Annotated in this window: 25 protein-coding genes; 14 read left to right on the forward strand and 11 right to left on the reverse strand. The window is 71.3% G+C overall.

The window, feature by feature from the left end:
* A partial coding sequence (locus tag AC2W7E_RS12955; protein WP_485989273.1) for an SseB family protein occupies nt 1-902 on the forward strand: 902 nt, incomplete at its 5' end.
* 63 nt (nt 903-965) lie between these two features.
* On the forward strand, nt 966-2,036 hold the full coding sequence (gene ligD / locus AC2W7E_RS12960; protein WP_303708611.1) for a non-homologous end-joining DNA ligase: 1,071 nt from the start codon (nt 966-968) through the stop codon (nt 2,034-2,036).
* A 6-nt stretch (nt 2,037-2,042) separates the two neighbouring features.
* On the opposite strand, the gene AC2W7E_RS12965 is transcribed toward ligD, so the two are convergent.
* On the reverse strand, nt 2,043-3,086 hold the full coding sequence (locus AC2W7E_RS12965) for an ATP-dependent DNA ligase (RefSeq protein ID WP_485989274.1): 1,044 nt from the start codon (nt 3,084-3,086) through the stop codon (nt 2,043-2,045).
* Nucleotides 3,087-3,129: 43 nt separating this feature from the next.
* On the reverse strand, nt 3,130-4,581 hold the full coding sequence (locus tag AC2W7E_RS12970; RefSeq protein WP_485989275.1) for a phytoene desaturase family protein: 1,452 nt from the start codon (nt 4,579-4,581) through the stop codon (nt 3,130-3,132).
* Between the two features lie 65 nt (nt 4,582-4,646).
* Here AC2W7E_RS12970 and AC2W7E_RS12975 point away from each other — a divergent pair, with 65 nt between their 5' ends.
* From AC2W7E_RS12975 to AC2W7E_RS12985, 3 genes are read left to right on the forward strand one after another with little or no spacing between them, the layout of a single operon-like run.
* Nucleotides 4,647-4,952 carry a hypothetical protein gene (locus AC2W7E_RS12975; protein WP_485989276.1) on the forward strand — a complete coding sequence of 102 codons (306 nt, stop codon included), beginning with the start codon at nt 4,647-4,649 and terminating at the stop codon, nt 4,950-4,952.
* Nucleotides 4,949-5,128 (forward strand): hypothetical protein, encoded by a 180-nt coding sequence (locus tag AC2W7E_RS12980; protein ID WP_485989277.1) that lies wholly within the window; start codon nt 4,949-4,951, stop codon nt 5,126-5,128. Before AC2W7E_RS12975 ends, AC2W7E_RS12980 begins: the two co-directional genes overlap by 4 nt.
* Nucleotides 5,128-5,679: a GNAT family N-acetyltransferase gene (locus AC2W7E_RS12985; protein ID WP_485989278.1), complete on the forward strand. Its 552-nt coding sequence runs from the start codon at nt 5,128-5,130 to the stop codon at nt 5,677-5,679. Before AC2W7E_RS12980 ends, AC2W7E_RS12985 begins: the two co-directional genes overlap by 1 nt.
* On the opposite strand, the gene AC2W7E_RS12990 is transcribed toward AC2W7E_RS12985, so the two are convergent.
* From AC2W7E_RS12990 to AC2W7E_RS13025, 8 genes are all read right to left on the reverse strand, one after another.
* Nucleotides 5,676-6,911 carry an acyl-CoA dehydrogenase family protein gene (locus AC2W7E_RS12990; protein WP_315109029.1) on the reverse strand — a complete coding sequence of 412 codons (1,236 nt, stop codon included), beginning with the start codon at nt 6,909-6,911 and terminating at the stop codon, nt 5,676-5,678. The two genes, AC2W7E_RS12985 and AC2W7E_RS12990, sit on opposite strands and share 4 nt — an antisense overlap.
* Nucleotides 6,912-6,978: 67 nt before the next feature.
* Nucleotides 6,979-7,644 carry a TetR/AcrR family transcriptional regulator gene (locus AC2W7E_RS12995; RefSeq protein ID WP_025103770.1) on the reverse strand — a complete coding sequence of 222 codons (666 nt, stop codon included), beginning with the start codon at nt 7,642-7,644 and terminating at the stop codon, nt 6,979-6,981.
* A 9-nt stretch (nt 7,645-7,653) separates the two neighbouring features.
* Nucleotides 7,654-7,941, reverse strand: coding sequence for a hypothetical protein (locus AC2W7E_RS13000; RefSeq protein WP_062635916.1), 288 nt, complete (start codon nt 7,939-7,941; stop codon nt 7,654-7,656).
* The gene (locus tag AC2W7E_RS13005; protein ID WP_485989279.1) at nt 7,938-8,105 is read right to left on the reverse strand and encodes a hypothetical protein; all 168 of its coding nucleotides are present in this window, start codon (nt 8,103-8,105) and stop codon (nt 7,938-7,940) included. The genes AC2W7E_RS13000 and AC2W7E_RS13005 overlap by 4 nt, the downstream gene beginning before the upstream one ends.
* A 348-nt stretch (nt 8,106-8,453) precedes the next feature.
* Nucleotides 8,454-8,741, reverse strand: a complete 288-nt coding sequence (locus tag AC2W7E_RS13010) for a hypothetical protein (protein ID WP_485989280.1) — start codon at nt 8,739-8,741, stop codon at nt 8,454-8,456.
* Entirely contained in the window at nt 8,738-10,216 is a 1,479-nt protein-coding gene (locus tag AC2W7E_RS13015; protein WP_485989281.1) for a glycohydrolase toxin TNT-related protein, read from the reverse strand. Before AC2W7E_RS13015 ends, AC2W7E_RS13010 begins: the two co-directional genes overlap by 4 nt.
* Nucleotides 10,213-10,542, reverse strand: a complete 330-nt coding sequence (locus AC2W7E_RS13020; RefSeq protein ID WP_025103775.1) for a type VII secretion target — start codon at nt 10,540-10,542, stop codon at nt 10,213-10,215. The genes AC2W7E_RS13015 and AC2W7E_RS13020 overlap by 4 nt, the downstream gene beginning before the upstream one ends.
* Nucleotides 10,542-10,955, reverse strand: coding sequence for a YbaB/EbfC family nucleoid-associated protein (locus AC2W7E_RS13025; protein ID WP_315109019.1), 414 nt, complete (start codon nt 10,953-10,955; stop codon nt 10,542-10,544). Before AC2W7E_RS13025 ends, AC2W7E_RS13020 begins: the two co-directional genes overlap by 1 nt.
* Nucleotides 10,956-11,125: 170 nt before the next feature.
* On the opposite strand from AC2W7E_RS13025, the gene sucC reads away from it, so the two are divergent.
* Nucleotides 11,126-12,292 (forward strand): ADP-forming succinate--CoA ligase subunit beta, encoded by a 1,167-nt coding sequence (gene sucC / locus AC2W7E_RS13030; protein WP_371511283.1) that lies wholly within the window; start codon nt 11,126-11,128, stop codon nt 12,290-12,292.
* Between the two features lie 28 nt (nt 12,293-12,320).
* Nucleotides 12,321-13,223 carry a succinate--CoA ligase subunit alpha gene (sucD, locus tag AC2W7E_RS13035; RefSeq protein ID WP_485989282.1) on the forward strand — a complete coding sequence of 301 codons (903 nt, stop codon included), beginning with the start codon at nt 12,321-12,323 and terminating at the stop codon, nt 13,221-13,223.
* Nucleotides 13,224-13,475: 252 nt separating this feature from the next.
* Here sucD and AC2W7E_RS13040 read toward each other — a convergent pair whose 3' ends face one another.
* Nucleotides 13,476-14,951 carry an NCS2 family permease gene (locus AC2W7E_RS13040; RefSeq protein WP_025103779.1) on the reverse strand — a complete coding sequence of 492 codons (1,476 nt, stop codon included), beginning with the start codon at nt 14,949-14,951 and terminating at the stop codon, nt 13,476-13,478.
* 90 nt (nt 14,952-15,041) lie between these two features.
* Here AC2W7E_RS13040 and AC2W7E_RS13045 point away from each other — a divergent pair, with 90 nt between their 5' ends.
* The 7 genes from AC2W7E_RS13045 to AC2W7E_RS13075 all read left to right on the forward strand — a co-directional run bounded on the left by AC2W7E_RS13045 (nt 15,042) and on the right by AC2W7E_RS13075 (nt 24,868).
* Entirely contained in the window at nt 15,042-16,373 is a 1,332-nt protein-coding gene (locus AC2W7E_RS13045; protein ID WP_485989283.1) for a cell division protein PerM, read from the forward strand.
* 60 nt (nt 16,374-16,433) lie between these two features.
* Nucleotides 16,434-17,021, forward strand: coding sequence for a phosphoribosylglycinamide formyltransferase (gene purN, locus AC2W7E_RS13050; protein ID WP_025103781.1), 588 nt, complete (start codon nt 16,434-16,436; stop codon nt 17,019-17,021).
* A gap of 31 nt (nt 17,022-17,052) precedes the next feature.
* Nucleotides 17,053-18,660 (forward strand): bifunctional phosphoribosylaminoimidazolecarboxamide formyltransferase/IMP cyclohydrolase, encoded by a 1,608-nt coding sequence (purH, locus tag AC2W7E_RS13055; protein WP_025103782.1) that lies wholly within the window; start codon nt 17,053-17,055, stop codon nt 18,658-18,660.
* A gap of 144 nt (nt 18,661-18,804) precedes the next feature.
* Entirely contained in the window at nt 18,805-20,313 is a 1,509-nt protein-coding gene (locus AC2W7E_RS13060) for a DNA-3-methyladenine glycosylase 2 family protein (RefSeq protein ID WP_485989284.1), read from the forward strand.
* Nucleotides 20,310-20,807, forward strand: a complete 498-nt coding sequence (locus tag AC2W7E_RS13065; RefSeq protein WP_303709505.1) for a methylated-DNA--[protein]-cysteine S-methyltransferase — start codon at nt 20,310-20,312, stop codon at nt 20,805-20,807. The genes AC2W7E_RS13060 and AC2W7E_RS13065 overlap by 4 nt, the downstream gene beginning before the upstream one ends.
* 306 nt (nt 20,808-21,113) lie before the next feature.
* Nucleotides 21,114-23,060, forward strand: a complete 1,947-nt coding sequence (locus AC2W7E_RS13070) for an ABC transporter ATP-binding protein (RefSeq protein ID WP_085606835.1) — start codon at nt 21,114-21,116, stop codon at nt 23,058-23,060.
* The gene (locus tag AC2W7E_RS13075; protein ID WP_060923216.1) at nt 23,057-24,868 is read left to right on the forward strand and encodes an ABC transporter ATP-binding protein; all 1,812 of its coding nucleotides are present in this window, start codon (nt 23,057-23,059) and stop codon (nt 24,866-24,868) included. Before AC2W7E_RS13070 ends, AC2W7E_RS13075 begins: the two co-directional genes overlap by 4 nt.
* Nucleotides 24,869-24,918: the final 50 nt, after the last annotated feature.

The raw sequence follows: 24,918 nt of genomic DNA on the forward strand, positions 1-24,918 counted from the left end.
CGCCCGCTGCCGCGCCGACGCCGCCGAGCCCCACCGCGGAGCCCGCGGCACCGGCGGCCGAGCGGAAGCTCCCGCTCGCTCCCGCGCTCCCGCCGGAGCAGACCGAGACCGTGGCCGGCATGAAGGACAACGTCCTCCTGCGCGAGTCCCTGGCGCAGATCGAGGCGGGTGCCTCGAACGAGCAGCTCCTCGGGGTGCTCCGCCAGGCTCTCCAGGGGCACCTCTACATCCGCGTGAACGGCGATGCCCGCGCGCAGATCAGCGAGGGCAAGCCGCTCGCCGTCGCCGTGGTCCGCGATGGGGAGCGTCAGTTCATGCTGGCGTTCAGCTCGGCGGCCGCCGTCCGGGATTCCGTGCAGCTCGAAGCCGATCCGTCCGCGACCTCCGCTGTCGCCCAGCCGACGACCTCGGTGATGCAGCAGGTCGTCTCCGGTGACTTCGCGGGTCTCATCATCGACAACGCGTCCGCGCCGCATCGTGTGGTGTTCCCCACCGAGCTCCTGCAGAAGACGCTCGAGCAGGCCGACGTCGACATGACCGTGAAGTCCCTGCTCGCGGCGCCGCGGGAGCAGGACTCGCCCGCCAAGGTGGGGGAGGCGCTCGCCACGACCCGCATGTGGGTGGCCGTGAACGACGGATCCGGCACCGGGCAGGTCGGCATCGCCGAGGCGCAGACCGCCGACGGCCGCCGCTTCCTCCAGCTCTTCTCGCACCCGCTGGAGGTCATCGCGCTCGGCCGGGGCGACCGCCCGCTGCCGTTCGAGCCGGACCAGCTCGCGAAGGTGCTGTCGAGCCACTCCGAGATGGCCGGCGTCATCATCGACTCCGCAGGGCCCTCCATGGTGGTGGAGCGCGACGCCCTCGCGCCGGTGCTCGTGCGCGCGGTGCGGATCGAGGACTGACGGCGCGCGCACCCGGAGTCGCCGGGGGTTCCGCGGGTCGTGACCGCGCCCTAGGGTCGGAGCATGGCCTCTGAACGCGTGACCCTGACCGTCGCCGACACCGATGGAGAGCGTGAGGTCGCGCTCTCCAGCCCGAACCGGGTCGTCTGGCCCGACCTCGGCATCACCAAGGCCGAGCTCGCCGAGTACGTGCAGCTCGTGTCGGTGCCGTTCCTCGCGGCGAACGGCAACCGGCCGGTGTCCCTGGAGCGCTTCCGGGACGGCGTGGGGACCGCCGGAGGACCGCGGCCGGAGGGCTTCTTCTCGAAGAACCCGCCCAAGGGCACTCCGGACTTCGTCGACGCCGTCACGGTCACGTACAACAGCGGCCGCCGCCATCCCCAGATCGTCCTGAACCGCACCAGCGCGATCGTGTGGGCGGTGCAGATGAACACCATCGTCTTCCATCCCTGGGCGTCGTTGGCGACCGATTCCGACAACCCCGTCGAGCTGCGGATCGACCTCGACCCGCAGCCGGGCACCGGCTTCGCCGAGGCCGTCCCCGCGGCCCACGCCCTGCGGGAGGTGCTGCGGGAGGCCGGCCTCGAGGCGTTCGCGAAGACGAGCGGCAACCGGGGCCTGCACGTCTTCGCCCCGATCGAGCCCACCCACGAGTTCCTCGACGTGCGGCATGCCGTGATCGCCGCCGGCCGGGAGCTCGAGCGCCGGATGCCGGACCGGGTCACGACGAACTGGTGGAAGGAGGAGCGCGGCGAGCGCCTCTTCGTCGACTTCAATCAGGCCAACCGCGACCGCACGATGGCCGGCGCGTACAGTCCGCGTGCCCTCCCCGGTGCGACCGTCGCGACGCCCGTGCACTGGGAGGAGCTCGACGATCTCGACCCGCGCGTCTTCACCGTGCGGAGCATCCCGCAGCGGCTCGAAGAGGTCGGCGACCCGTGGGCCGACATGCAGGCGAAGCCCGGGCGCATCGACACGCTCCTGGAGTGGTGGGAGCGCGACACGGCGAACGGCCTCGGGGAGCTGCCCTTCCCGCCGGAGTTCCCGAAGATGCCGGGCGAGCCGCCCCGCGTGCAGCCGAGCAAGAAGAACGCCGCGAACTGGGACGCCGACGGCAACCCCGCCGACGACTGAGCGGGCTCAGCTCAGGACGTCGGCGAGGTCGTAGCCCTCGACGGTGTCGAGCTGGTCGTACGTGCAGGAGCGGGCGTCGCGGTCCGGCCGCCACCGCTCGAACTGCACGGTGTGACGGAAGCGGGCGCCCTCGAGCTGGTCGTACCGCACCTCCAGCACCCGCTCGGGACGCAGCCGCACGAACGAGACATCCTTCGACCCGCTGAACCGCGAGCGCTCGCCCTCGCCGGTCACCGCCGCGCCGTCCTCGTCACGCTCGACCAACGGTGCGAGCTCCTCCACGAGCTGCTTCCGCTTCGCGTCGCTCCATGCCGCGACGCCGCCGACCTGACGCAGGGTCCCCGCGGCGTCGTAGAGCCCGACGAGCAGCGACCCGACCCCGGTGCCGGACTTGTGGATGCGGTAGCCGAGGGCGACGACGTCGGCGGTCCGCGCGTGCTTGATCTTGAAGAGGGTGCGCTTCCCCGGTGCGTACGGCTGCGCCAGCGGCTTGGCCACGACGCCGTCGAGGCCCGCGCCCTCGAACTCCTGGAGCCAGCGGACGGCGGCGTCACGGTCGCGGGTGGTCCTGGTCAGGTGCAGCGGGTGCTCCACGGACTCCATGAGCGTCTCCAGCCGGGCCCGCCGTGTCTCGAACGACTGGTCGCGCAGGTCGTCCTCACCGGAGGCGAGCAGGTCGAACGCGATGAACAGGGCCGGGGTCTCGACGGCGAGCTTCGCGACCCGGGAGGCGGCCGGGTGGATGCGCTGGCTGAGGGCCTCCCAGTCCAGACGCTGCGCGCCGTGCGGACCCGTGGCCACGACGATCTCGCCGTCGAGGAGGCAGGGCACGGGCAGCAGCTCAGGGATCGCATCGACGAGCTCCGGGAAGTAGCGCGTGAGGGGCTTCGCGCCGCGGGACCCGATCTCGACCGTCTCGCCGTCCCAGGCGATGAGCCCCCGGAACCCGTCCCACTTCGGCTCGTAGAGCAGCCCGCCCGGGGTCTTGTCGGGGTCGGGGACGGCCGCGACGGCCTTGGCGAGCATGGGGGCCGGGATCTCGTAGCGCATGCACCCATCCTGGACCGGGCGGCGAGCGGGGGAAAGGGCAGGGTCAGCCGAACAGGTCGTCGAGTTCCGCGGGCGTGCCGGCGTCGTGGAGCACGGTGTGTGCCGCGTGCCACCCGGCCATGCCGTTGACCGCGGGTCCGGGCGGCGTGGAGGCCGACGCGAGGTACACGCCCGGCATCGGCGTGCGCCACGGCGCGGGGGAGAGGACGGGGCGGCGCAGGGCCTGACGCATATCGAAGACGCCGCCGGAGATGTCGCCGCCGATCTCGGCCGGGTTGATCGCCTCGCGGGAGGAGGCCGGCACCGCGTGGTGGGCGAGGATCCGGTCGCGGAAGCCCGGCGCGAACCGCTCGACCTGCGCGGTGATGAGCTCGGTCGGGTCGAGGTCGGAGCCGTTCGGCACGTGGATGTACGCCCAGAGCACGGCCCTGCCGTCGGGTGCCCTGGTCGGGTCGAAGAGCGACGGCTGGACGGCCAGGACGTACGGGCGCTCGGACACGCGACCGACGGCGACGGCGTTCTCGCTGTTCCACACCTCGTCCCTCGTCCCGGCCACGTGCACGGTGGGCGCGCTCCGCACGTGCTCGTTCGTCCACGGGATGGGGCCGTCGAGCGCGAAGTCGACCTTGGCCGCCGCGGCGCCGTAGCGGTAGCCGCGGAGCGCACGGGCATACGACGCCGGGATGTCCGGGTGGGTGAGGGCGAGCCGGGGGGAGGCGTTGAGCAGGAGCACGTCGCCGCGGGTGGGGTCGCCCCAGTCCAGCGCGGCGAGATCGGTGACCCGGGTGCCGGTCTCGATCGAGCCCCCGTGAGCCTCCAGGTCGGCGATGAGGGCGTCGGCGATCACCTGCGAGCCGCCGCGGGGGTACGGCCAGCCGCCGGCGTGGGCGAGTCCGGCCAGCAGGAGCCCGGCCGCAGCCCCCGCGAGCGTGGGCTGCGGGGAGTTCGCGTGCGCGACGACTCCCGCCATGAGCGCGGCCGCCTCCTCGGTGCGGAAAGCGACGCGCGCCAGGGGAGTGCCCTGGTCGAGCATGCGGATCGCGTAGCGGACCGCGGTGATCGGATCGTGTGGGAGGCGGAGGAGCTGGTTCCCGGTGAAGTCCGTGACGCCGTCGATGTGGGTGCTGAGGGGGCGGAGCCGGCGCCGCCACGCGTCGCCGTCGATGCCGAGCTCGGCCGCGGTGCGCTCGATGTCGCGCCAGGCGACGGCGGCACGGCCCCCGTCCAGCGGATGGGCGAACGAGATCTCGGGGCGGATCCACTCGATCCGCTCGTCGAGCCCGAACGCCTGGAAGAATGGCGAGGCCACGGCCGCAGGGTGGACGGCCGAGCAGACGTCATGACGGAAGCCCGGAAGGGTGGCCTCCTGGGTGCGCAGGCCGCCTCCGACCGTGTCCGCGGCCTCGAGCACGCGCACCTGGTAGCCGGCGCGGGCCAGGGAGACGGCGGCGGCGAGGCCGTTCGGTCCGGATCCGATGATCGTCGCGAGTGCCATGCGGCCAGTCTCGCACGCGAGTCCGCGGTCAGCGGAGGGGGTTGCGCCGTGCGATCCTGGAAGGGATGAATGAAGTCCAGGGCCCGACCCCCGCCGGCACCTCCCGTCCGTACCGCTCGCTTCCCGAGGCGCTCCGCGCCCATCGCATCGATCCGGTGAACCACGCGTTCATCACCGAGATCGTCGAGGCCGCGGGGGTGACCTCGCTGATCGACCGCGGTCGCTACATCGAGGCGATCCGCCGCGAGGGGGCGGCGCTGCACATCGGCCGCACGTACACCAACGGCTTCACGGAGGACGAGGTCGTGACCGTCGGTTCGACCCGCCTCCGGCTGCAGCCCAGCGAGGGCGCGCGCCCTACTTCTACGTGACGCACCCGAGCGAGTTCGCCCCGCAGACCCCCGTCAAGGCCAAGCGCTCCTCGACGCCGCGCACCCCCGCCGCTCCCCGCACGCCCGCGGCTCCGAAGCCCGTCGAGCGCGACTACGGCGTGTGCGACGTGTGCTTCATGGTGAAGACCCCCGCCGGCGGCTGCGGCTGCGACTGATGCCCGCCGCCTCCGCGTCGCGCCGCGGTGTCACCGTCCGCGAGGCGGAGTGGCCGGGTGACGCGGCCTTCGTCGGTGCCGCGGTGTCGACGTATCTCCGGCAGACCGAGCAGGAGAAGCACGACGTCCTGGGTGACCCCGCGGAATCCGAGGGCGAACTCCCCGAGCGGTACCGGCCGGAGGTCCGCGATCCGGCGACCGCGTACGCCGGCGGACGGGTGCTCGTGGCGGAGCTCGCCGGGGCTCCGGTCGGCGTGGTGATCGCGCTTGCGCATGCCGGGTACACCGAGATCAAGCGGCTCTGGGCAGATCCGGCGGTCCGCGGCCGCGGCGTCGGCTCCGCGCTGCTCGACGCCGTCCTGGTGGAGGCCGAGGGCGCGGTGCGGCTGTCGGTCTGGGACTGGCGTGACGCCGCGATCCGGCTCTACACATCCCGCGGCTTCCGTCCCGTCGACCCCTGGGACGACCGCGACCGCCTCCTCTGCTTCGAGTCGCGCACTTCGCTGCATCCGGCCGCCGAATCCAGCAAAGTGCGCGATTCGAAGGGCTAGGCGAAGGCGCTCATCCCGGTGATGTCGCGGCCGAGCAGCAGGGCCTGCACGGATTCGGTGCCCTCGTAGGTGTGGATGGCCTCGATGTCGGCCAGGTGCTGCATGACGCCGTTCTCTAGAAGGATGCCGTTGCCGCCGAGGAGATCCCGCGCCGTCGCGGCGATCCGCCGGGCCGCCCGGGTGTTGTGGAACTTCGCGAGCGAGGCCTGCGTCGGCCGCAGCGCCCCCGCCTGCTCCAGATCGGCCATGCGGCGGCAGTAGAGCTGCATCGCCGTCAGATCCTCCAGCATGTGCGTGAGCCGCTCCTGCACCATCTGGAACTTCGCGAGCGGCTTGCCGAACTGCACGCGCTGCTTCGCGTAGGCCAGCGCCGCCTCGTAGCAGGCCGTCGCGTGACCCAGCGCCGACCAGGCGACCCCGGACCGGGTGGCGTAGAGCACGGTCGAGGCGTCCTTGAAGCTCTTCGTCCCCGGCAGCACCGCGTCCCGCGGCACCCGCACGTCGTCCAGGCGGATGTGGGCCTGATGGATCGCGCGGAGGGAGGCCTTCCCGCGGATCACGGTGCCGGTGTATCCGGGGGTGTCCTGCTCGACGAGGAAGCACCGCACCGCGCCGTGCTCGGCGGCGGACTCGTCGTCGACCCGCGCCCAGACGAACGTGATCCCGCCCGAGGCGCCGTTGCCGATCCACTTCTTGGCACCGCGGAGCACCCAGGAGTCCCCGTCGCGGCGGGCCACGGTCTCCAGCGAGACGGAGTCGGAGCCGTGGTCGGGCTCGGTCAGGGCGAAGGAACCGAGCACCGTGCCGTCGGCGAGTGCCGTGAGCCAGCGGTCCTGCTGGGCGGGCGAGCCGAACAGCGCGAGCGTCCGCAGCGCGAGCCCGCCCTGCACCGCGAGGATCGTGCCGAGGGAGCCGTCCCCGCGCGAGATCTCCATGTTGACGAGGCCCGCGGCGAGCGGGGAGAGCCGGGTCAGCGCGGGGTGGTCGACGCCGTCGACGACGAGGTCCATCTCGCCCATGCGGCGTGCGGCGTCGAGCGGGTACTCGGCGCGGTCCCACGCCTCGGCCATCTGCGGGGCGACCTCGTCGACGTACGCCTTCGCGCGGTCCCAGGCCTCCCGGTCGGCGGCGGGGATGTCGGCGAAGACGGCGTAGTAGTCGCTGTCCTGCCGCCCGGTGACGTCGTAGGACGAGACGCGCTCGCCGGGGAAGGGGGAGGCTTCAGTGCTCATGGGTGCTCCTTCGTGACACCAGGTATCGTACTCCTCGATACTCGGTACCACGACCGCCCCGGTCGGCTCAGTCGAGCTCGGAGCGGAGCCTCCTGGTCACCTCGGCGATCGGCATCGAGCGGGGGAAGACCGCCACCACCACGTCGTCCGGAGCGCCCGCGTCCGCGGCCTCGCCCACGCCGTACCGCCGACGTGCATCCGCGAGCGCGGACTGGAGGGTGGACAGCGGCACCTTCTTCCGTCCGCGCAGGAGCTGCCGCAGCACGTGGTTGTGCACCGCCGTCACGAGCGCGGCGAAGCCCACCGCGTCCAGCGGATCCACCCCCGGCAGGGCACTGCGCAGGTACTCGTCGAACAGCCGCTCGTAGCGGAACACGGTGATGATCTCGCGTTCGCGGAGCACCGGCACCTCCCGCACGATCTGGTAGCGCCGTCGCGCGAGCTCGGGGTCGTTCGCGAAGTGCGTGAACACGGACTCCGATGCCGCGCAGACCGCGCCCCACGGATCGTCGTGCCCCTCGTCGAGGAACTCGCGGAGCTGCTCCAGCAGGACCTCGTGATCGGCGAAGACCACGTCCTCCTTGCCGCCGAACTGCCGGAAGAAGGTCGACCGGGAGACGCCGGCGGCCTTGGCGATCTGCTCCACGGACGTCTGGTCGAACCCCTGGGCGCTGAAGAGTTCGAGCGCGGCGGCGACGACGCCCCCGGTGCGCAGCTCTGCGGATTCGTGCATGGCGAAAGCCTAGACCGCCGTGGGGCTCGCGCCCGACGGCCCCGGCGAGAGCACGCCGCTGACGCGGTTCCAGAGCTGCACGCGATGGGCGAAGTCGGCCAGCGCCTCCTGCTCTGCGGCGAACACCCGCAGCGACCCCTCGATCGGCTGCGCGCGCTCGTCCTGGATCCAGGTCTGGAAACCCTCTCTGCCGTACGACACCACGACGGTGTTCGTCTTGCCCCGGGGGTCGTCGAAGAAGCAGAAGCCGACGGAGCCTCGCGCGCGGAGGTCGGCGAGGACGGTGTCGCGGTTCATGCGGATGCTCCGGGGACGGCCAGCTCCCGGACCAGGCCGAGACGCAGGTAGAACGTGAGGGGGAGGGGCAGCACGAGCTGGGTCGCGCCGCCGGGGTCGCCGAAGGCCGGGGCCACCGTGCCGCGGAAGATCGGGGCGTCCCAGCGGTAGTAGCCGATGTCCACGAGGTCGTCCAGGTCCCGTCGGAGGACGGCGTCCTCCGAGCGCTCGTACGCCGCGCGGAGGTGGACGCAGTCGCCGAGACGAGGAACTGGTGGTACGCCGCGGGGTTCTCGACCCAGGGCAGGGAGCGCTCCGGATAGGCGGCCGGCCGTCCGTTCTCCACGAGGTAGACGTAGCGCGTGTTGAGCGGCCCGTACATGTCCCACACCTCCGCGCCGCGGGGGAGCGGCTCGCGATCGATCGCGACGCCGTCGGGTCCGATCCACAGCTCCGTCATTCCCGGCCCTCGATCCGTCGGACGGCGTGCGCGCGCTGCGCCTCATCCGCGGTGAGGCTGGTGCGGAGCGCGGTCATGAGGTCTCCCCCTCGATCCTCCGGACGGCGTGCGAGTCCGACGCCCGGTAGCGGCGCGCGATCCGCAGGAAGAAGTCCAACGCCTCCGACTCCGAGTCGAAGCGGACGGGATCGTGGAATCTGCCGCCACGCTCGTCCGTCTCCCACACGATCCACGCGTCGCCGTCGCGGTCGATCCACGCCGATGACTGTGGTCGACCGGTGGGGCCGAACCAGTTCGCGGTGGCGGTGAGCTTCTCATCGGCGATGATGCGCTGCACGTCGTCGGAGGTGAGCTCGGTCATGGAATCTCCTTCAATACGCCGAGTGTGATCAACTGTGCGGCCGTGAGGGGAAGCTGGACCTGCACCCCGCCACCCGTCGAGCCGAACCCGGGCGCGATGTCTCCTCGGTAGCCCTGCGAACCCAGATACTCGGGCTTGAACCCGCCCGCCAGAAGTTCGTCCTTGACGTCTTGCGGAGCGCGGTCGTAGACGCTCCGAAGATCGGACATGTCGCCGACCACTTCATAGCGGTGGTAGTGGGCCGGGTTCTCCACATACGGGAGGGACCGCTGATCGTAGGTATACGGGCCGCTCTCGGGGACCGGGGACGTGTAACGGCCCTCCGGAGGACCGTAGCGGTCGAGGACGTCCCCGACCTGTGGAGTGTGCGGCTGCCGGATCGGTTCCCCGCCCGAATCCAGCACGTACCCCTCGCCGGGAACCTGGCTCCAGTCGATGCTCCCGTCGGGCTGGAGCACGTCCGGTCCCTTGGGGATCTGGACGTCGGGCGGGAGCGTGCCGTTGTCCGCGAAGTCGTCAGCGTATTCCGGGTAGTTGCGGTCGAGGTACGTCTGGATCTGCTCGTCTGTGAGCGTGCTCTGGTCGCGCACGCTGGGGCCCGCGGGGCCGGAGCCGCCAGGCGAGGTGCCGTCGGGAGACGAGCCGTCGGGGGACGAGCCCCCGGGGGAACTGCCGTCAGGGCCGTGCGGGGCTCCGGGGCCGGACGGGCCATGCCCACCGCCCGGGCCGCGCGAGAAGAGGTCGCCGAGGCGCTGGAACAGCGACTTGAGCTCGTCGAGGTGCTTCGTGAGGGCTGTTACGGCATCCACGAGCTTGAGCACGGTGCCGGAGATCCGGGCGGTCATGGCCGAGACGCGACTCGTGGCCTGCGCGATGACGTACGGGGTGGCGGTGCCCAGCGACACGACGAGCGTGCTCGCATAGGAGATGAGGGAGCCGACCAGCTGCGACAGGGTGTCGCGGACCAGCTCGTGCACGATCTGCACGAGCATGGACGCGGTCTCCATGCCCGTCTTCATCCCGCCGGCCCAGGCAGCGGCCGCGGAGATGTGGGCGGCGACGTCGGACTGCAGCCGGAGGTAGGCCGCGATCGCCTCGCCCGACATCGAGCTGACGTCGGAGAGGCGGGCGTCGAGGGTCTCGCCCGCCTGCTGCAGCTGCTGCGCGATGTTGCCCCAGGTCGCCGCGAAACCGGCGACTTCGCCCGCATCGCCGGTCAGGTCGTTGAGCCAGCCCTTGAGCGGCTCGAGGTGGTCCATCAGCCACCCCAATCCCGCGGCGATCAGCGAGCCGAGCGGATCCATGGCCGTGGCCACGGTGTTCGCGAGGGCGGAGAAGGACGCGAGTCCTCCGGAGACCCAGTCCCCGCTCTCGATCGCGTTCACGAGGTCGTAGCCGTCCTCGAGCAGACCGGCTCCGCTGAACGGTGTCGTCGGGTCGATCGGTCCCGCCACCAGCGGGTTCGGCGGGGTCATCGGCGAGCGCCCTCCACGGACGACAGCAGCCCGCGGATCGAATCGAGCTGACGCTGCTCTCCCTCATCGAAGTCGTCCGCCAGGCCGCGGAGCTGCTCCTCGGACTTCTCCAGCATCGTCGCGGCGGCGGTGATCGCCCCGGCGGCGATCGACGAGACGATCTGTGCCGGGGGGACGAGGAAGGCGCACATCACGCCGAAGGCGCCGCCGCCCACGTTCATCGAGCCGGCGGCGTTCTCGGCGAGCCGGACGTCCGCGGCGATCTGCGCGACGCGCTGGGCGTGCTGGCGGACGGTCTCGGTGTCGACGGCGATCAGCTCGGCCATCAGCGGTACTCGATCTGCGGTCGGCCGTCCTGACTCGGGTCGGGGAGCTCGGCGATCTCCTCACGCAGATGCGCGACCGCCGCGTCCTCCGCGCCGAACGCCTCCGCCGCGATCTCGACCGCCCGTGCTCCCGCCGCCTTCTGCGCGGTGGCGGCGAGGGTGACGATGAGGGCGCCGAGGGCGGCGGGGGAGCGCTGCAGAGCGGTATCCGTGAGCGCGACGTCGGCGAGGCGCCCGGAGGCGTCCACCGTCACGGTGACGTCGCGGCCCGGAGAGGCCGCCTGCTCCCGCACGCCCGCGATGTCGTCGCGCACCTGCGCGGCCTGCGCGGCGCGGCGCTCCGCGTCCTTCACCTGCTGCTCGATGCGCGCGCGTGTCGCCACCGGATCAGACCAGTCGAAGGTGTCCGTCATCTCGTCTCCCCTGCCTCGACGCTCAAGAATCGTACCGGAGGCGTCGGCGCGTCGGGGAGGGCGTCGGGGCGTCGGAGCGCTCAGCCTGCGGTAGTAGGCTGGGGGACTGGTCGATGTCTCGACATCGAGAGAATCACCAGACCAGACCGCAGCCCAGTGAAGGAAGCACAGTGGATCTGTACGAGTACCAGGCACGAGACGTTTTCGAGAAGTACGGAGTGCCGGTCCTCGCCGGCATCGTCGCGGACACCCCCGAGGAGGTGAAGGCGGCTGCCGAGAAGATCGGCGGTGTCGTGGTCGTCAAGGCCCAGGTCAAGACCGGAGGCCGCGGCAAGGCCGGCGGTGTCAAGGTCGCCAAGACCCCCGATGAGGCGTACGAGGCCGCGAAGGCCATCCTCGGGCTCGACATCAAGGGCCACGTCGTCAAGCGCGTCATGGTCGCGCAGGGCGCCCGCATCGCCGAGGAGTTCTACTTCTCCGTGCTGCTCGACCGTGCCAACCGCTCCTACCTCTCCCTCTGCTCCGTCGAGGGCGGCATGGAGATCGAGCAGCTCGCCGTCGAGAAGCCCGAGGCGCTCGCGCGCGTCGAGGTCAACCCGCTGACCGGCATCGACAAGGAGAAGGCGGTCGAGATCGCCCGCGCCGCGAACTTCCCGGAGGACCTCATCGAGAAGGTCTCCGACGTGTTCGTGAAGCTCTACGACGTCTACAAGGGTGAGGACGCGACGCTCGTCGAGGTCAACCCGCTCGTCCGCACCGAAGACGGCGACATCATCGCGCTCGACGGCAAGGTCACGCTCGACGACAACGCCTCCGAGATCCGCCACCCCGAGCACGAGGCGCTCGAGGACAAGGACGCCGCCGACCCGCTCGAGGCCAAGGCCAAGGCGTCCGGCCTGAACTACGTCAAGCTCGACGGCGAGGTCGGCATCATCGGCAACGGCGCGGGCCTGGTCATGTCGACGCTCGACGTCGTCGCCTACGCCGGTGAGAACCACAACGGCGTCAAGCCCGCCAACTTCCTCGACATCGGCGGCGGCGCCTCGGCCGAGGTCATGGCCGCCGGCCTCGACGTCATCCTCGGCGACCCGCAGGTCAAGAGCGTGTTCGTCAACGTGTTCGGTGGCATCACGGCGTGCGACGCCGTCGCCAACGGCATCAAGGGCGCCCTCGAGACGCTGGGTGACACGGCTTCCAAGCCGCTCGTCGTCCGCCTCGACGGCAACCGCGTGGACGAGGGTCGTGCGATCCTCGCCGACTACGCGCACCCGCTCGTGACCCTGGCCGCCACGATGGACGAGGGCGCCGACAAGGCCGCCGAGCTCGCCAACGCCTGACGCTTCGACAGGATTTAAGGAACAGAACATGTCGATCTACCTCAACAAGGACTCCAAGGTCATCGTCCAGGGCATCACCGGCAGCGAGGGCACCAAGCACACCGCGCTGATGCTCAAGGCCGGCACCCAGGTCGTCGGCGGCGTCAACGCCCGCAAGGCCGGCACCACGGTCTCGCACACGGACAAGGACGGCAACGCCGTCGAGCTCCCCGTCTTCGGCTCGGTCGCCGAGGCCATGAAGGAGACCGGCGCCGACGTGTCGATCGCCTTCGTCCCCGGCGCCTTCACGAAGGACGCGATGATCGAGGCCATCGACGCCGAGATCCCGCTGCTCGTCGTCATCACCGAGGGCGTCCCCGTGGGCGACTCGGCCGAGGCTTGGGCCTACGCGCAGAGCAAGGGCAACAAGACCCGCATCATCGGGCCGAACTGCCCCGGCATCATCACCCCCGGTGAGGCGCTCGTCGGCATCACGCCCGCCAACATCACCGGCAAGGGCCCGATCGGTCTCGTGTCGAAGTCGGGCACCCTGACCTACCAGATGATGTTCGAGCTGCGCGACCTCGGCTTCTCGACCGCCATCGGCATCGGCGGCGACCCGGTCATCGGCACCACGCACATCGACGCGCTCGCCGCGTTCGAGGCCGACCCCGAGACCAAGGCCATCGTCATGATCGGCGAGATCGGCGGCGACGCCGAGGAGCGTGCGGCCGAGTACATCAAGGCGAACGTCACCAAGCCCGTCGTCGGCTACGTCGCGGGCTTCACGGCTCCCGAGGGCAAGACCATGGGTCACGCCGGCGCGATCGTCTCCGGCTCGGCCGGTACCGCGCAGGCGAAGAAGGAGGCCCTCGAGGCCGCCGGCGTCAAGGTCGGCAAGACGCCGTCCGAGACCGCCGCTCTCATGCGCGAGATCATCGAGTCGCTCTGATCTGAGCTACGCTTGACCTGAAGGCCCCGGGCTCCACCCCGGGGCCTTCGTCATACCCCCGGTTCCTGCCGCCCCCTCCCTCAAGTCGCGCAAATGGTCCCATTCCGCGGCCGAATGGGACCAATTGCGCGATTCCGGCGAGCCGTCTGCCCCGGCCCACTCCTCCTGACGGTGGAGCTCCCACCTCCCTCAAGTCGCGCAAATGCCCCATTCCGTGTCGGAATGGGGCCATTTGAGCGATTCGAAGCGGGGTTAGATCCCGACGCCGAAGAGGGCCTCGATGGGACCGCGGGCGAAGAAGATGAGGAAGCCGGCGCCGACCACCCACAGCAGCGGGCTGATGGTCTTGGCCTTGCCGGAGAAGGCGTGGATGAGCACCCAGCTCACGAAGCCCGCCCCGATGCCGTTGGCGATCGAGTACGTCAGCGGCATGACGGAGACCGTGAGGAACACCGGCAGCAGCACCCGGAAGTCGCCGAAGTCGATGTGCCGGATCTGCGCCATCATCATCGCACCGACGATGATCAGGGCCGCGGCGGCGATCTCGGTCGGGACGATCGAGGTCAGCGGGGTGAGGAACATCGCGATGAGGAACACGATGCCCGTCACGACGTTCGCCAGTCCCGTGCGGGCGCCCTCGCCGATGCCGGCGCCGGACTCGATGAAGACCGTGCTGGACGACGACGAGGTCGCACCACCGGCGATCGCGCCGACACCCTCGACCACCAGCGCCGACTTGATGCGCGGGAAGTCGCCGTTGTCGTCGGCGAGGTTCGCCTCCTTCGCCAGGCCCGTCATGGTGCCCATGGCGTCGAAGAAGTTCGTGAAGAGGAGCGTGAAGACGATCATCACGAGCGCGACGAGGCTGACCTTGCCGAGGTCGAACGAGAAGTCGACGGCGCCGATGAGGCTCAGGTCGGGGACGCTGACGGGGGAGCCGTTCAGCGCCGGGACGGTGAGACCCCAGCCGCCGGGGTTGACGACGTTGCCCTCATCGTCGACGCCGCGGGCGCCGATGTGCCAGATCGCCTCGACGACGACCGCGAGCACGGTGCCGCCGATGAGGCCGATGAGCATGCCGCCCTTGATGCGGAGTGCGACGAGGATGCCGGTGAGCAGCAGCGTGATCACGAACAGCAGGCTCGGCACGGTGGCCACGGAGCCGTTGACGCCGAGGCCGACGGGCGGGGACGAGGCGCCGGTCGCGGTGACGAAGCCGGAGTTGACGAACCCGATGAACGCGATGAAGAGGCCGATGCCGACCGTGATCGCGATCTTCAGCTGGAACGGTACAGCGTCGAAGATCGCCTTCCGCAGCCCGGTGGCGGCGAGGAGCACGATCACGACGCCGTTGATCATCACGAGCGCCATCGCCTCGGGCCAGGTGACCTGGCCGACGACGGAGAACGCGACGAAGGCGTTGATGCCGAGACCGGCGGCGAAGCCGAACGGCAGACGGGTGACGACGCCGAAGAGGATCGTCATGACGCCGGCGGTCAGGGCCGTCGCGGCGCCGACGGCGTTGAAGTCGAGCATGTCGCCGGCGACGTCCGGCTTTCCGGACAGGATGATCGGGTTCAGGATCACGATGTAGGCCATCGTGACGAACGTCACGAGGCCTCCACGGATCTCGGTGCCGATCGTCGATCCGCGCTTGCTGATCTCGAAGAAGCGGTCCAGGGTACCGGTGGGTCCGGTGGACGCCGGGGCGGGCGGGGCAGTTGTCATCGGGAAACCTCCGGAGAAACGCTACCGTGTCGCCGCCCCGCGCGCGCCCACGGGGGACGGGAAGGAACTCGTCGTAGTCTCGGAAGCGCTATGCAACGCCTCCTCGTCGCGCTCCTCGCCGCCCTCGATGCCGCCATCGCGGCGGCCATCGGGCTCGTCGTGCTGCTGGCGCCGTTGACGCTCCTCTGGACGCTGGCCTTCGGGATCACCGCCGACTGGGGCGCGCTCTGGCCGCTCACCGGCACGCTCTGGGAGTTCGGCCACGGCGTCCCCCTGGAGATCACGATCCCGGACACGTTGCTCGTCGCCCTGGCGATCCCCGCAGACGCCGCGCGGTTCGTCGTCTCGGTCACGCCGCTGGCCTTCCTGCTCCTCACCCTGCTCTTCGCCGCGCGCTCCGGGGGCCGCGCGGCGCGCTCCGGGGCATGGCTGCTGGGGTCGCTGTCGGGAACCGTCGTCTTCGCCGTCATCTCCACGGTCGTCGCTCTCACATCGGCGCTCGGGGCCGCGCGGGTCCCGCTGGCTCTCGCCATTCTGCTGCCGCCCGCCGTGTACCTCGTGGGCGCGGTGTGCGGCGCCGTGCGGGTCGCGTGGGAGGACGGCGACGGCGGACTGCTCGACCGTGTCCACGACGTCCTGGACGCCAGGGAGGACTGGGCGCCGGTGCCCTCCTCGATCGTGCGCGGCGCCGCGTTCGCGCTCGTGGGCGTGACGGGAGCCGCCGCGTTGGCCGTCGCCCTGTCGGTCCTCACGCGCGGCGGAGAGGTCGTCGCGCTGTTCCAGGCGGCGCGGGTCGACGCCCTCGGGGCGACCGTGCTGACCCTCGGGCAGCTCGCGTATCTGCCGACCTTCGTGGTGTGGGCGGCCGCGTGGCTGGCCGGCCCCGGGTTCGCGGTCGGTGCGGGGACCGCGGTGTCGCCCGCCGGCACCCAGCTCGGCGTCGTGCCCGGCATCCCGGCGTTCGGCCTGCTGCCGGAGAACTCCTCGATCTGGATGCTCATCGTGGTCCTGATCCCCGTGGCCGCCGGTGCGTTCGCGGGGTGGGCCGTCCGCTCGCGTCTGGTGTGGGAGGGGACGCCGCTCGGCATCCCGCAGCGGACCGTGATCGCCGTGGGGATCGCTGCGGTCGCGGCCGGTGTCGCCGCGCTCGCCGCGATGTTCGCGAACGGGTCGATGGGGCCGGGACGCCTCGGGACGGTCGGTCCGGCGGTGCTGCCGTTCGCGCTGTCCCTCGGCGCGGAGGTCCTCGTGGGTGCGGCGATCCTGCTGCTGTCGCCCCGTCACCGGGATGAACTCGCCGAGGAGCGCACGGACCGCTGGATCGCCGAGATGTCCACGCTGACCTCCGAAGACACCGCGCCGCTGGATGCGCTGCGCGACCTCGGGACACCGCGCGGACCCGTCGAGGACGATCGCCCCTAGCGGCCCTGCCCGCCCCGCGGTCGGGACGGCGCCTGTGCGGCACGCCGGTAGACTGGGCGCGTGCTCACGGTCGCCGTACTCATCTCGGGCGCCGGCTCGAACCTTCGCGCCCTCCTCGAGGCCGCTCGTCACCCCGATTTCCCGGCGCGTGTCGTCGTCGTCGGGGCGGATCGCGAAGCCGACGGGCTGGCCCATGCCGAGGAGTTCGGCATCCCCAGCTTCACCGTGCCGTGGCACGAGCACGAGAGCCGCGAGGCGTGGGGCGAGGAGCTGGGCCGTCAGCTCGCCGTCTGGTCGCCGGACCTCGTGGTGCTCAGCGGCCTCATGCGGCTGCTGCCGTCCTCCCTCGTCGCCGCCTATGCGCCGCGGATCATCAACACCCATCCCGCGTACCTCCCGGAGTTCCCCGGAGCGCACGGCGTCCGCGACGCCCTCGCCGCGGGCGTCCGGGAGACGGGCGCCAGCGTGATCGTCGTGGACGACGGGGTCGACACCGGCCCCATCCTCGCCCAGGAGCGCGTGCCGATCCGGGCCGACGACACCGAGCACACGCTGCACGAGCGCATCAAGCCGGTCGAGCGCCGGCTCCTCATCGACGTCGTCCGGCGCATCGCGACCGGCGACCTCGCCCTGACCTCCGCCCCCTGACCCCCGACGCCCCCGCACGAAGGAGCCCATCATGGCCGGCCCCCGCCACGACCCCACGCTCTACCGCGATCGCGACACCGTGCCGATCCGGCGCGCTCTCGTCTCGGTCAGCGACAAGACCGACCTGCTCGTGCTCGCCGCCGCGCTCGCCGAGGCGGGCGTCGAGATCGTCTCGACCGGGTCGACGGCGTCCACCATCCGCGACGCCGGCTTCGAGGTGACCGACGTGGCCGCGGTCACGGGCGTCGCCGAGATGCTCGACGGCCGGGTCAAGACGCTGCACCCGAAGGTGCACGGAGGCCTGCTCGCCGACCTGCGCCTGGAGGACCACGAGCGGCAGCTCGCCGACCTCGACATCGCGCCGTTCGAGCTCGTCGTCGTCAACCTCTACCCGTTCGTGGAGACCGTGGCCTCCGGCGCCGAGGGCGACGACGTGGTGGAGCAGATCGACATCGGCGGCCCCGCCATGGTGCGTGCGGCGGCGAAGAACCACGCCAACGTCGCGATCGTCGTGTCGCCGCAGTCCTACCCGGCGATCATCGCGGCCGTGGCGCAGGGCGGCACCTCGCTCGCGCAGCGGCGGGAGCTCGCGGCGCGGGCGTTCGCGCACACCGCGGCCTACGACACGGCCGTCGCGCAGTGGTTCGCCGAGGGCACCCTCAACGACCCGGGCGACCTCCCGGCGCACCTGACGATCCAGGCCGAGCGCCTCGCCACGCTCCGCTACGGCGAGAACTCCCACCAGCGCGGCGCCATCTACACCCGCGCCGGCGGCCACGGCATCGCCCAGGCCACGCAGCTGCAGGGCAAGGAGATGTCGTACAACAACTACGTCGACGCGGACGCCGCCCTGCGCGCCGCCTACGACATGGTCAAGCCGGCGGTGGCGATCATCAAGCACGCGAACCCGTGCGGGATCGCCACGACCGCGCCGAACGCCCTCGACCCGATCGCCAGCGCGCACCTCCGCGCCCACGAGTGCGACCCCGTGTCGGCGTACGGCGGCGTGATCGCCGCGAACGGCACCGTGACGCTGAAGATGGCCGAGAACCTCAAGGACATCTTCACCGAGGTCATCGTCGCGCCGTCGTTCGAGCCCGCCGCCCTCGAGGTGTTCAAGGCGAAGAAGAACCTGCGTCTGCTGCAGCTCCCCGAGGACTGGCAGCAGGAACGCATGGACGTGCGCCTCGTGTCCGGCGGCCTCCTGCTCCAGGACGCGGACCGCTTCCCGGACGACATCGTCTCGGTCGCCAAGAACTGGGAGCTCGTGTCGGGGGAGCGTCCGAGCGACGAGGAGATGGAGAACCTGATCTTCGCGTGGAAGGCCTGCCGGGCCGTGAAGTCGAACGCGATCGTGCTGGCGAAGGACAACGCGACGGTCGGCGTCGGCATGGGCCAGGTCAACCGCGTCGACTCGTGCCGCCTCGCGGTGGAGCGTGCGGGAGATCGTGCCGCCGGATCCGTCGCCTCGTCCGACGCGTTCTTCCCGTTCGCGGACGGTGCCCAGGTGCTCATCGACGCGGGTGTCACGGCGATCGTGCAGCCCGGCGGCTCCGTGCGGGACGAGGAGGTCGTGGATGCTGCGCGCAAGGCCGGCGTCACGATGTTCTTCACGGGGGAGCGTCACTTCTTCCACTGACCGAGACCCCGGTCTTCCGCCGAGGCCCCGGCGTGCGCACGTCTGCACGCCGGGGCCTCGGCGCGTAGGCGGGGTCTCGGGGAGGGAACCGCGATGTCCGATTTCCGCCAGCCGTAGCCGTGCGGGAGTGAGAGAGTGGAGGACATGAGCTACTCCTTCGACGAGCGCTACAGGGCGATCAGCGCTCGGGACACCCGCTTCGACGGGCAGTTCGTCACCGCCGTGCGCTCGACGGGGATCTACTGCCGGCCCAGCTGCCCGGCCCGCACGCCGAAGCCGCAGAACGTCACGTTCTATCCGACGAGTGCCGCGGCGCACGAGGCCGGCTACCGCGCGTGCAAGCGGTGCCTGCCGGAGGCCGCCCCCGGGTCGCCCGCGTGGGACGTCCGCGGAGACACGGCCGCGCGGGCCATGCGCCTGATCGCGTCCGGCGTGGTCGAGCGCGAGGGTGTGCCAGGACTCGCGTCGCGACTCGGCTACTCGAGCCGTCATCTCACGCGGCTGCTGACGACCGAGCTCGGCGCCGGACCGCTCGCACTCGCGCGAGCGCACCGCGCCCACACGGCCCGCATGCTCCTCGTGGGCACCGACATGCCCATCGCGGACGTCGCCTTCGCCGCCGGTTTCCACAGCGTCCGTCAGGGCAACGACACGATCCGCGAGGTGTTCGGTCTCACGCCGGGGGAGCTGCGTGCCCGCCGCCGCACGCCCTCCGCGGCCGTACCAGGAACGATCGACCTCGTCCTGCCGTACCGGGGCCCCCTGGATGCGGCCGGGGTCTTCGCGTGGATGGCCGCGCGAGCCGTGACGGGCGTCGAGGAGGCCACGGCGACGTCGTTCTCCCGTTATCTCCGGATGCCCGGCGGCCCGGCGTGGTTCGAGGTGCGTCAGGAGGAGACGGAGCGGCTGCATCTCCGGGCCCGCGTCGCGCAACTCGGCGACCTCGCGCCGCTGGTGGCCACGGCACGCCGCATCTTCGACCTCGACGCCGACCCGCTCGCGGTCGACGAGGCCCTGGCCGCGCACCCGCCCCTCGCGCCCCTGGTCGCGCGGACCCCCGGCATCCGCGTGCCCGGGGCGGCCGATCCGCACGAGATGCTCATCCGCGCGATGATCGGGCAGCAGATCACGGTCGTCGCCGCCCGCACCGCGCTCACCGCCCTCACCGACGCGCTGGGGGAGCGGACCCCCGACGGCCTGTTGTTCCCGACGATGTCGGCCATCGCGGCGCACGGGGCGGAGGTGCTGCGCGGCCCCGCCGCCCGGATCCGCGCCGTGACGGGAGCCGCCGCGGCCCTGGCGGACGGGAGCCTGACCCTCACCGTGGGCGATGACGGCCCGACGCAGCGCGCCGCCCTCCTCGCGATGCCCGGCATCGGACCCTGGACCGCCGATTACGTGCGGATGCGGGTGCTCGGCGATCCGGACGTGCTGCTCCCCGGCGACGTGGCTCTCCGTGCCGGTGCCGCCGCGTCCGGGCTGCCCGCCGACCCGAAGACCCTCACCGCCTGGGCGGAGCGCACCGCACCGTGGCGGAGCTACCTCAGCGCGCATCTGTGGCGTGCCGCCCCGATCCGTCCCGCCGGACCGCGGCGCAGATCCGCCGTCCGGCCCGCCCGCGACATCGCATCCGACACCGAGGAGACCTCATGACCGCTCTCATCCAGACCCTCGACACCCCCGACGGTCCCTTCACGATCCTCGCCGACGAGCGCCAGCGGGTGCTCGTGTCCGGGTGGACCGACGACGTCGAGGCGATCCTCGGACGTCTTCCCGCCCGCGTCCGCCCCGACGCCGTGCGCGACGCGGAGACGGAGGCGGCCGGCGCCGTCGGCGCGTACTACGCGGGTGACGTCGCGGCGATCGACGGGGTCGCCGTCGCGCAGACGGGCACCGCCCTCCAGCTCGCCGGCTGGGCGGCGCTCCGCGGCATCGCGCCGGGGGAGCCCCTGACCTACACCGGCTTCGCGGCCCGGCTCGGCAACCCGCAGGCGGTGCGGGCGGCGGCGTCGATCTGCGCCCGCAACGCCCCGGCGCTGTTCGTGCCCTGCCATCGGGTGCTCCGCACGGACGGCTCCCTCGGCGGCTTCGCGTGGGGGCTCCCGGTGAAGGAGAGCCTTCTGGCGCGGGAGCGCGCCGCCCGCTGACCTTCCGATCCGAGGAGTCCGCCCCGCACGGAGCGGGCTCTTCGGCGTCCCGGGAATTCCCCTTGCGCTCAGCTGGTTCACAGGAATAGGCTGATGGGCTGTCGCGCCAACCGGACGACCTCGCCGAGCCCTTGAGGAGGACACCATGACCACGATCGCCACCGCGCGGATCGCCACCCTCGGCTCGACCCCGGCGCGCCCGCTCTCCTAGAGCCTCCGCCCCTCTTCTGCACCGGATGCCGGGCTCCGTGAGCCCGCTCTCGCATCCGTTCCCCGCTCTTCTCCCCTTCGACTCCTCTGAGAGACATGTCTTCCTCGTCTTCCGCGCAGAACCCGTCCCCCTCGTCCTCCCTCTCCACGCCCGCCGCGCTGTGGCGGCTCAAGCCGTTCGTGAAGCCCGTGATCTGGCGCCTCGCCGGCGGTGCCGCCAGCGCGCTCGCGGCCGCGCTCATCGCCCTGATGATCCCCATCGTGCTCGAGCAGATCATCGGCGGGCCGGTGCAGTCCGGAGCGCTCGACGCGATCATCTGGGGAGCGCTCGCCGTGTTCGCCCTCGGCCTCGGCGAGGCGCTCATGGTGTGGCTCCGCCGGCAGTTCGTGCTCTTCCCCGCCACGCAGGTGGAGTACCGCATGCGCACCGAGCTCTACGCGCGCCTGCAGACGCTTCCCGTCGCGTTCCACGACCGGTGGCAGTCCGGGCAGTTGCTGAGCCGCATGATGCAGGACATCGGCCTCATCCGCCGGTGGCTCGCCTTCGGCCTCGTGCTCCTCGTCGTGAACGTGCTGACGATCCTCATCGGCTCGGTGCTGCTGTTCCGGTGGCACTGGCTGCTGGGCACGATCTTCCTCGTGACGGCGGTCCCGCTGTGGATCCGCGGCTACCTCTTCGAGAAGCGCTACGGCGCGCTCACCCGCCGCAGCCAGGACCAGGCGGGCGATCTCGCCACGAGCGTCGAGGAGAGCGTGCACGGCATCCGCGTGCTCAAGGCGTTCGGCCGCGGCACGCACGCCCTCCGTCGCTTCAGCCGTCAGGCCGAGACGCTGCGCGAGACCGAGATGAGCAAGGCCGGGGCCATCGCCTCGATCTGGTTCTGGCTCGACCTCATGCCGCAGATCGCCTTCGGCCTCAGCCTCATGTCGGGCATCTGGCTCATCTCGCAGGACGCGATCACGTCGGCGGAGCTCTTCGCCTTCTTCGCGATGGCCGTCGTGCTGCGCTGGCCGATCGAGTCGATCGGCTTCCTGTTCTCGTTCATGCTCGACGCGCGCACGGCGACGGACCGCGTCTTCGACATCTTCTCGGAGACGAACACCATCACCGATCCGGAGAACCCGGTGCACATCGAGAACCCCCGCGGCGAGCTCGCGTTCGAGAACGCGCACTTCCGGTACCAGGACGCGGCCGCCGACGAGCGGGACCTGCTCGACGGCATCGACCTCGTGCTGCGGCCGGGGGAGACCATGGCGCTCGTCGGTCTCACCGGCAGCGGCAAGACCACGCTGACGACGCTGCCGACGCGGCTGTACGACGTGACGGGAGGCCGGGTCACGCTCGACGGCGTCGACGTGCGCGACCTGACGCTCGCCGAGCTCCGGGAGCACATCGCGATGGCGTTCGAGGACGCGACGCTCTTCTCGGCGTCGGTCCGCGAGAACGTCCTGCTCGGCCGCGCCGACCTCGACGTGCACAGCCCCGAAGCCGAGCGCGTCCTGCGCGAGGCGCTCGACGTGGCGCAGGCCGCCTTCGTCGACACACTCCCCGAGGGTGTCGAGACGGTGATCGGCGAGGAGGGACTGAGCCTGTCCGGCGGACAGCGCCAGCGGCTCGCCCTGGCCCGCGCCGTGGCCGCCAACCCCCGCGTGCTCGTCCTCGACGACCCGCTGTCGGCGCTGGACGTCGACACCGAGGCGCTCGTCGAGGAGGCGCTGCGGCACGTGCTCGCCGACACCACCGCGATGATCGTCGCGCATCGTCCGTCCACCGTGGCCCTCGCCGACCGCGTGGCGCTGCTCGAGGACGGCCGGATCACCGCCGTCGGCACGCACGCCGAGCTGCTGAGGACGAGCCGGCACTACCGGCATGTCATCTCCAGTCTGGAGGCCGAGGAGGCCGCCCGCACCGGGGCCATCCCGATCATCCGCGACGAGCAGGCCGAGATCCACGAGACCGTGCAGGACGGCATCCGCGAGGAGGCCGATGACGAGGCGCCGGGAGGCGCCCCCCGATTCGCAGGAGAGGAGGTGCAGCGATGAGCTCCCTCACCGGAACCCAGGACGAGGACCGCTCCCGCCTCACCACGGAGGAGAGCAGGGCGATCCGCCGCCGCTCGCTGCGGTTGCTCGGCTCGCTCGTGCGTCCGCTCAAGCCGCAGATCGTGCTCGCCGCGACCGTGCTCGTCATCTCGACGGCGCTGCAGGTGGCGGGGCCGATCCTCATCAGCATCGGCCTCGACCGGGCGCTCCCCGCGGTGCTCGACGACGCCGACTGGATGCCGACGTTCGTCGTCGGCGGGATCTACCTGCTCGCGGGTGCTCTCGCCGCCGTGCTCATCGCCTGGTACGTCATCATCGCGGCGAAGCTGACCCAGGCCGTCCTGCTGGACCTGCGCAAGCGCATCTTCCTGCACACCCAGCGCCTGAGCCTGGAGTTCCACGAGTCGTACACCTCGGGGCGGATCATCTCGCGCCAGACGAGCGACCTGGACTCCATCAAGGAGCTCCTCGACGGCGGCCTGAACGAGCTCGTCTCCGGCGTGCTCTTCGGCGTCTTCACCTTCATCGCGCTGTGCGTGTGGGACTGGCAGTCCGGTCTGATCCTCGCGATCGGCGGCGTCCCGCTGTTCTTCCTCATGCGCTGGTTCTACTCGCGCTCGCAGCTCGTGTACCGCGAGTCCCGGGTGATCAGCGCGAAGGTGATCGTCCAGTTCGTGGAGACCATGACGGGCATCCGCGCGGTCAAAGCCTTCCGGAAGGAGCCGCGCAACGACGAGGCCTTCCAGGGCGTGGCCGGCGAGTACCGGGACGTGAACCGTCGCTCGATGCTGCTGTTCGGCACGTTCGAGCCGGGCCTCATGGGCGTCGCGGCGCTCGTGCTCGGCGTCGTCGTGCTGTGGGGCGGCATCCGGGTCTCGGAGGGAGCGCTCACGGTCGGCGTGCTGCTGTCCGCCGTGCTCTACGTGCGCAACTTCTTCGCTCCGATGCAGGAGATCGCGATGTTCCTCAACTCCTATCAGTCCGCCACCGCGGCGCTGGAGAAGGTGTCGGGCGTCCTGGAGGAGGTCCCGACGGTGCCGGACCCCGAGAAGCCGGTCGACCTCTGGGAGTCCCGCGGGCACATCCGCTTTGACGAGGTCACGTTCGCGTACAACGAGGACAAGACGATCCTGCCGAACTTCTCGCTCGACATCCCGGCCGGGCAGACCATCGCGCTGGTCGGGACGACGGGGGCGGGCAAGTCCACGCTGGCCAAGCTCATTTCGCGGTTCTACGACCCGTCCGCGGGGACGGTGACGCTCGACGGCGTCGATCTGCGGTCGCTGCACCCGAAGGATCTCCGCCGCGCGATCGTCATGGTCACGCAGGAGGCGTACCTGTTCAGCGGGACCGTCGCCGACAACATCGCGCTCGGGCGCCCGGACGCGACGCTCGACGAGATCCGCGAGGCGGCACGGGCGGTGGGCGCCGACGCGTTCATCTCGGCGCTGCCGGACGGGTACGACACCGACGTGAACAAGCGCGGTGGTCGTGTCTCGGCGGGGCAGCGCCAGCTCATCTCGTTCGCCCGCGCCTTCCTCGCCGACCCGGCGGTGCTGATCCTCGACGAGGCGACGGCCTCGCTGGACATCCCGTCCGAGCGGCTGATCCAGGATGCGCTGCAGACGCTGCTGGCCGACCGGACGGCGATCATCATCGCGCACCGGCTCTCGACGGTGGCGATCGCGGACCGTGTGCTCGTGATGGAGCACGGCCGGATCATCGAGGACGACACCCCGGCCGCCCTGATCGGCGGCACCGGGAAGTTCGCCCAGCTGCACGCGGCCTGGCAGGAGACGCTCGTCTGACGTCGTGACGCGACTGAGGCCCCGGCATCCGCACGGATGCCGGGGCCGCT

This window comes from Microbacterium sp. CFSPD4_SD4, assembly GCF_057364585.1.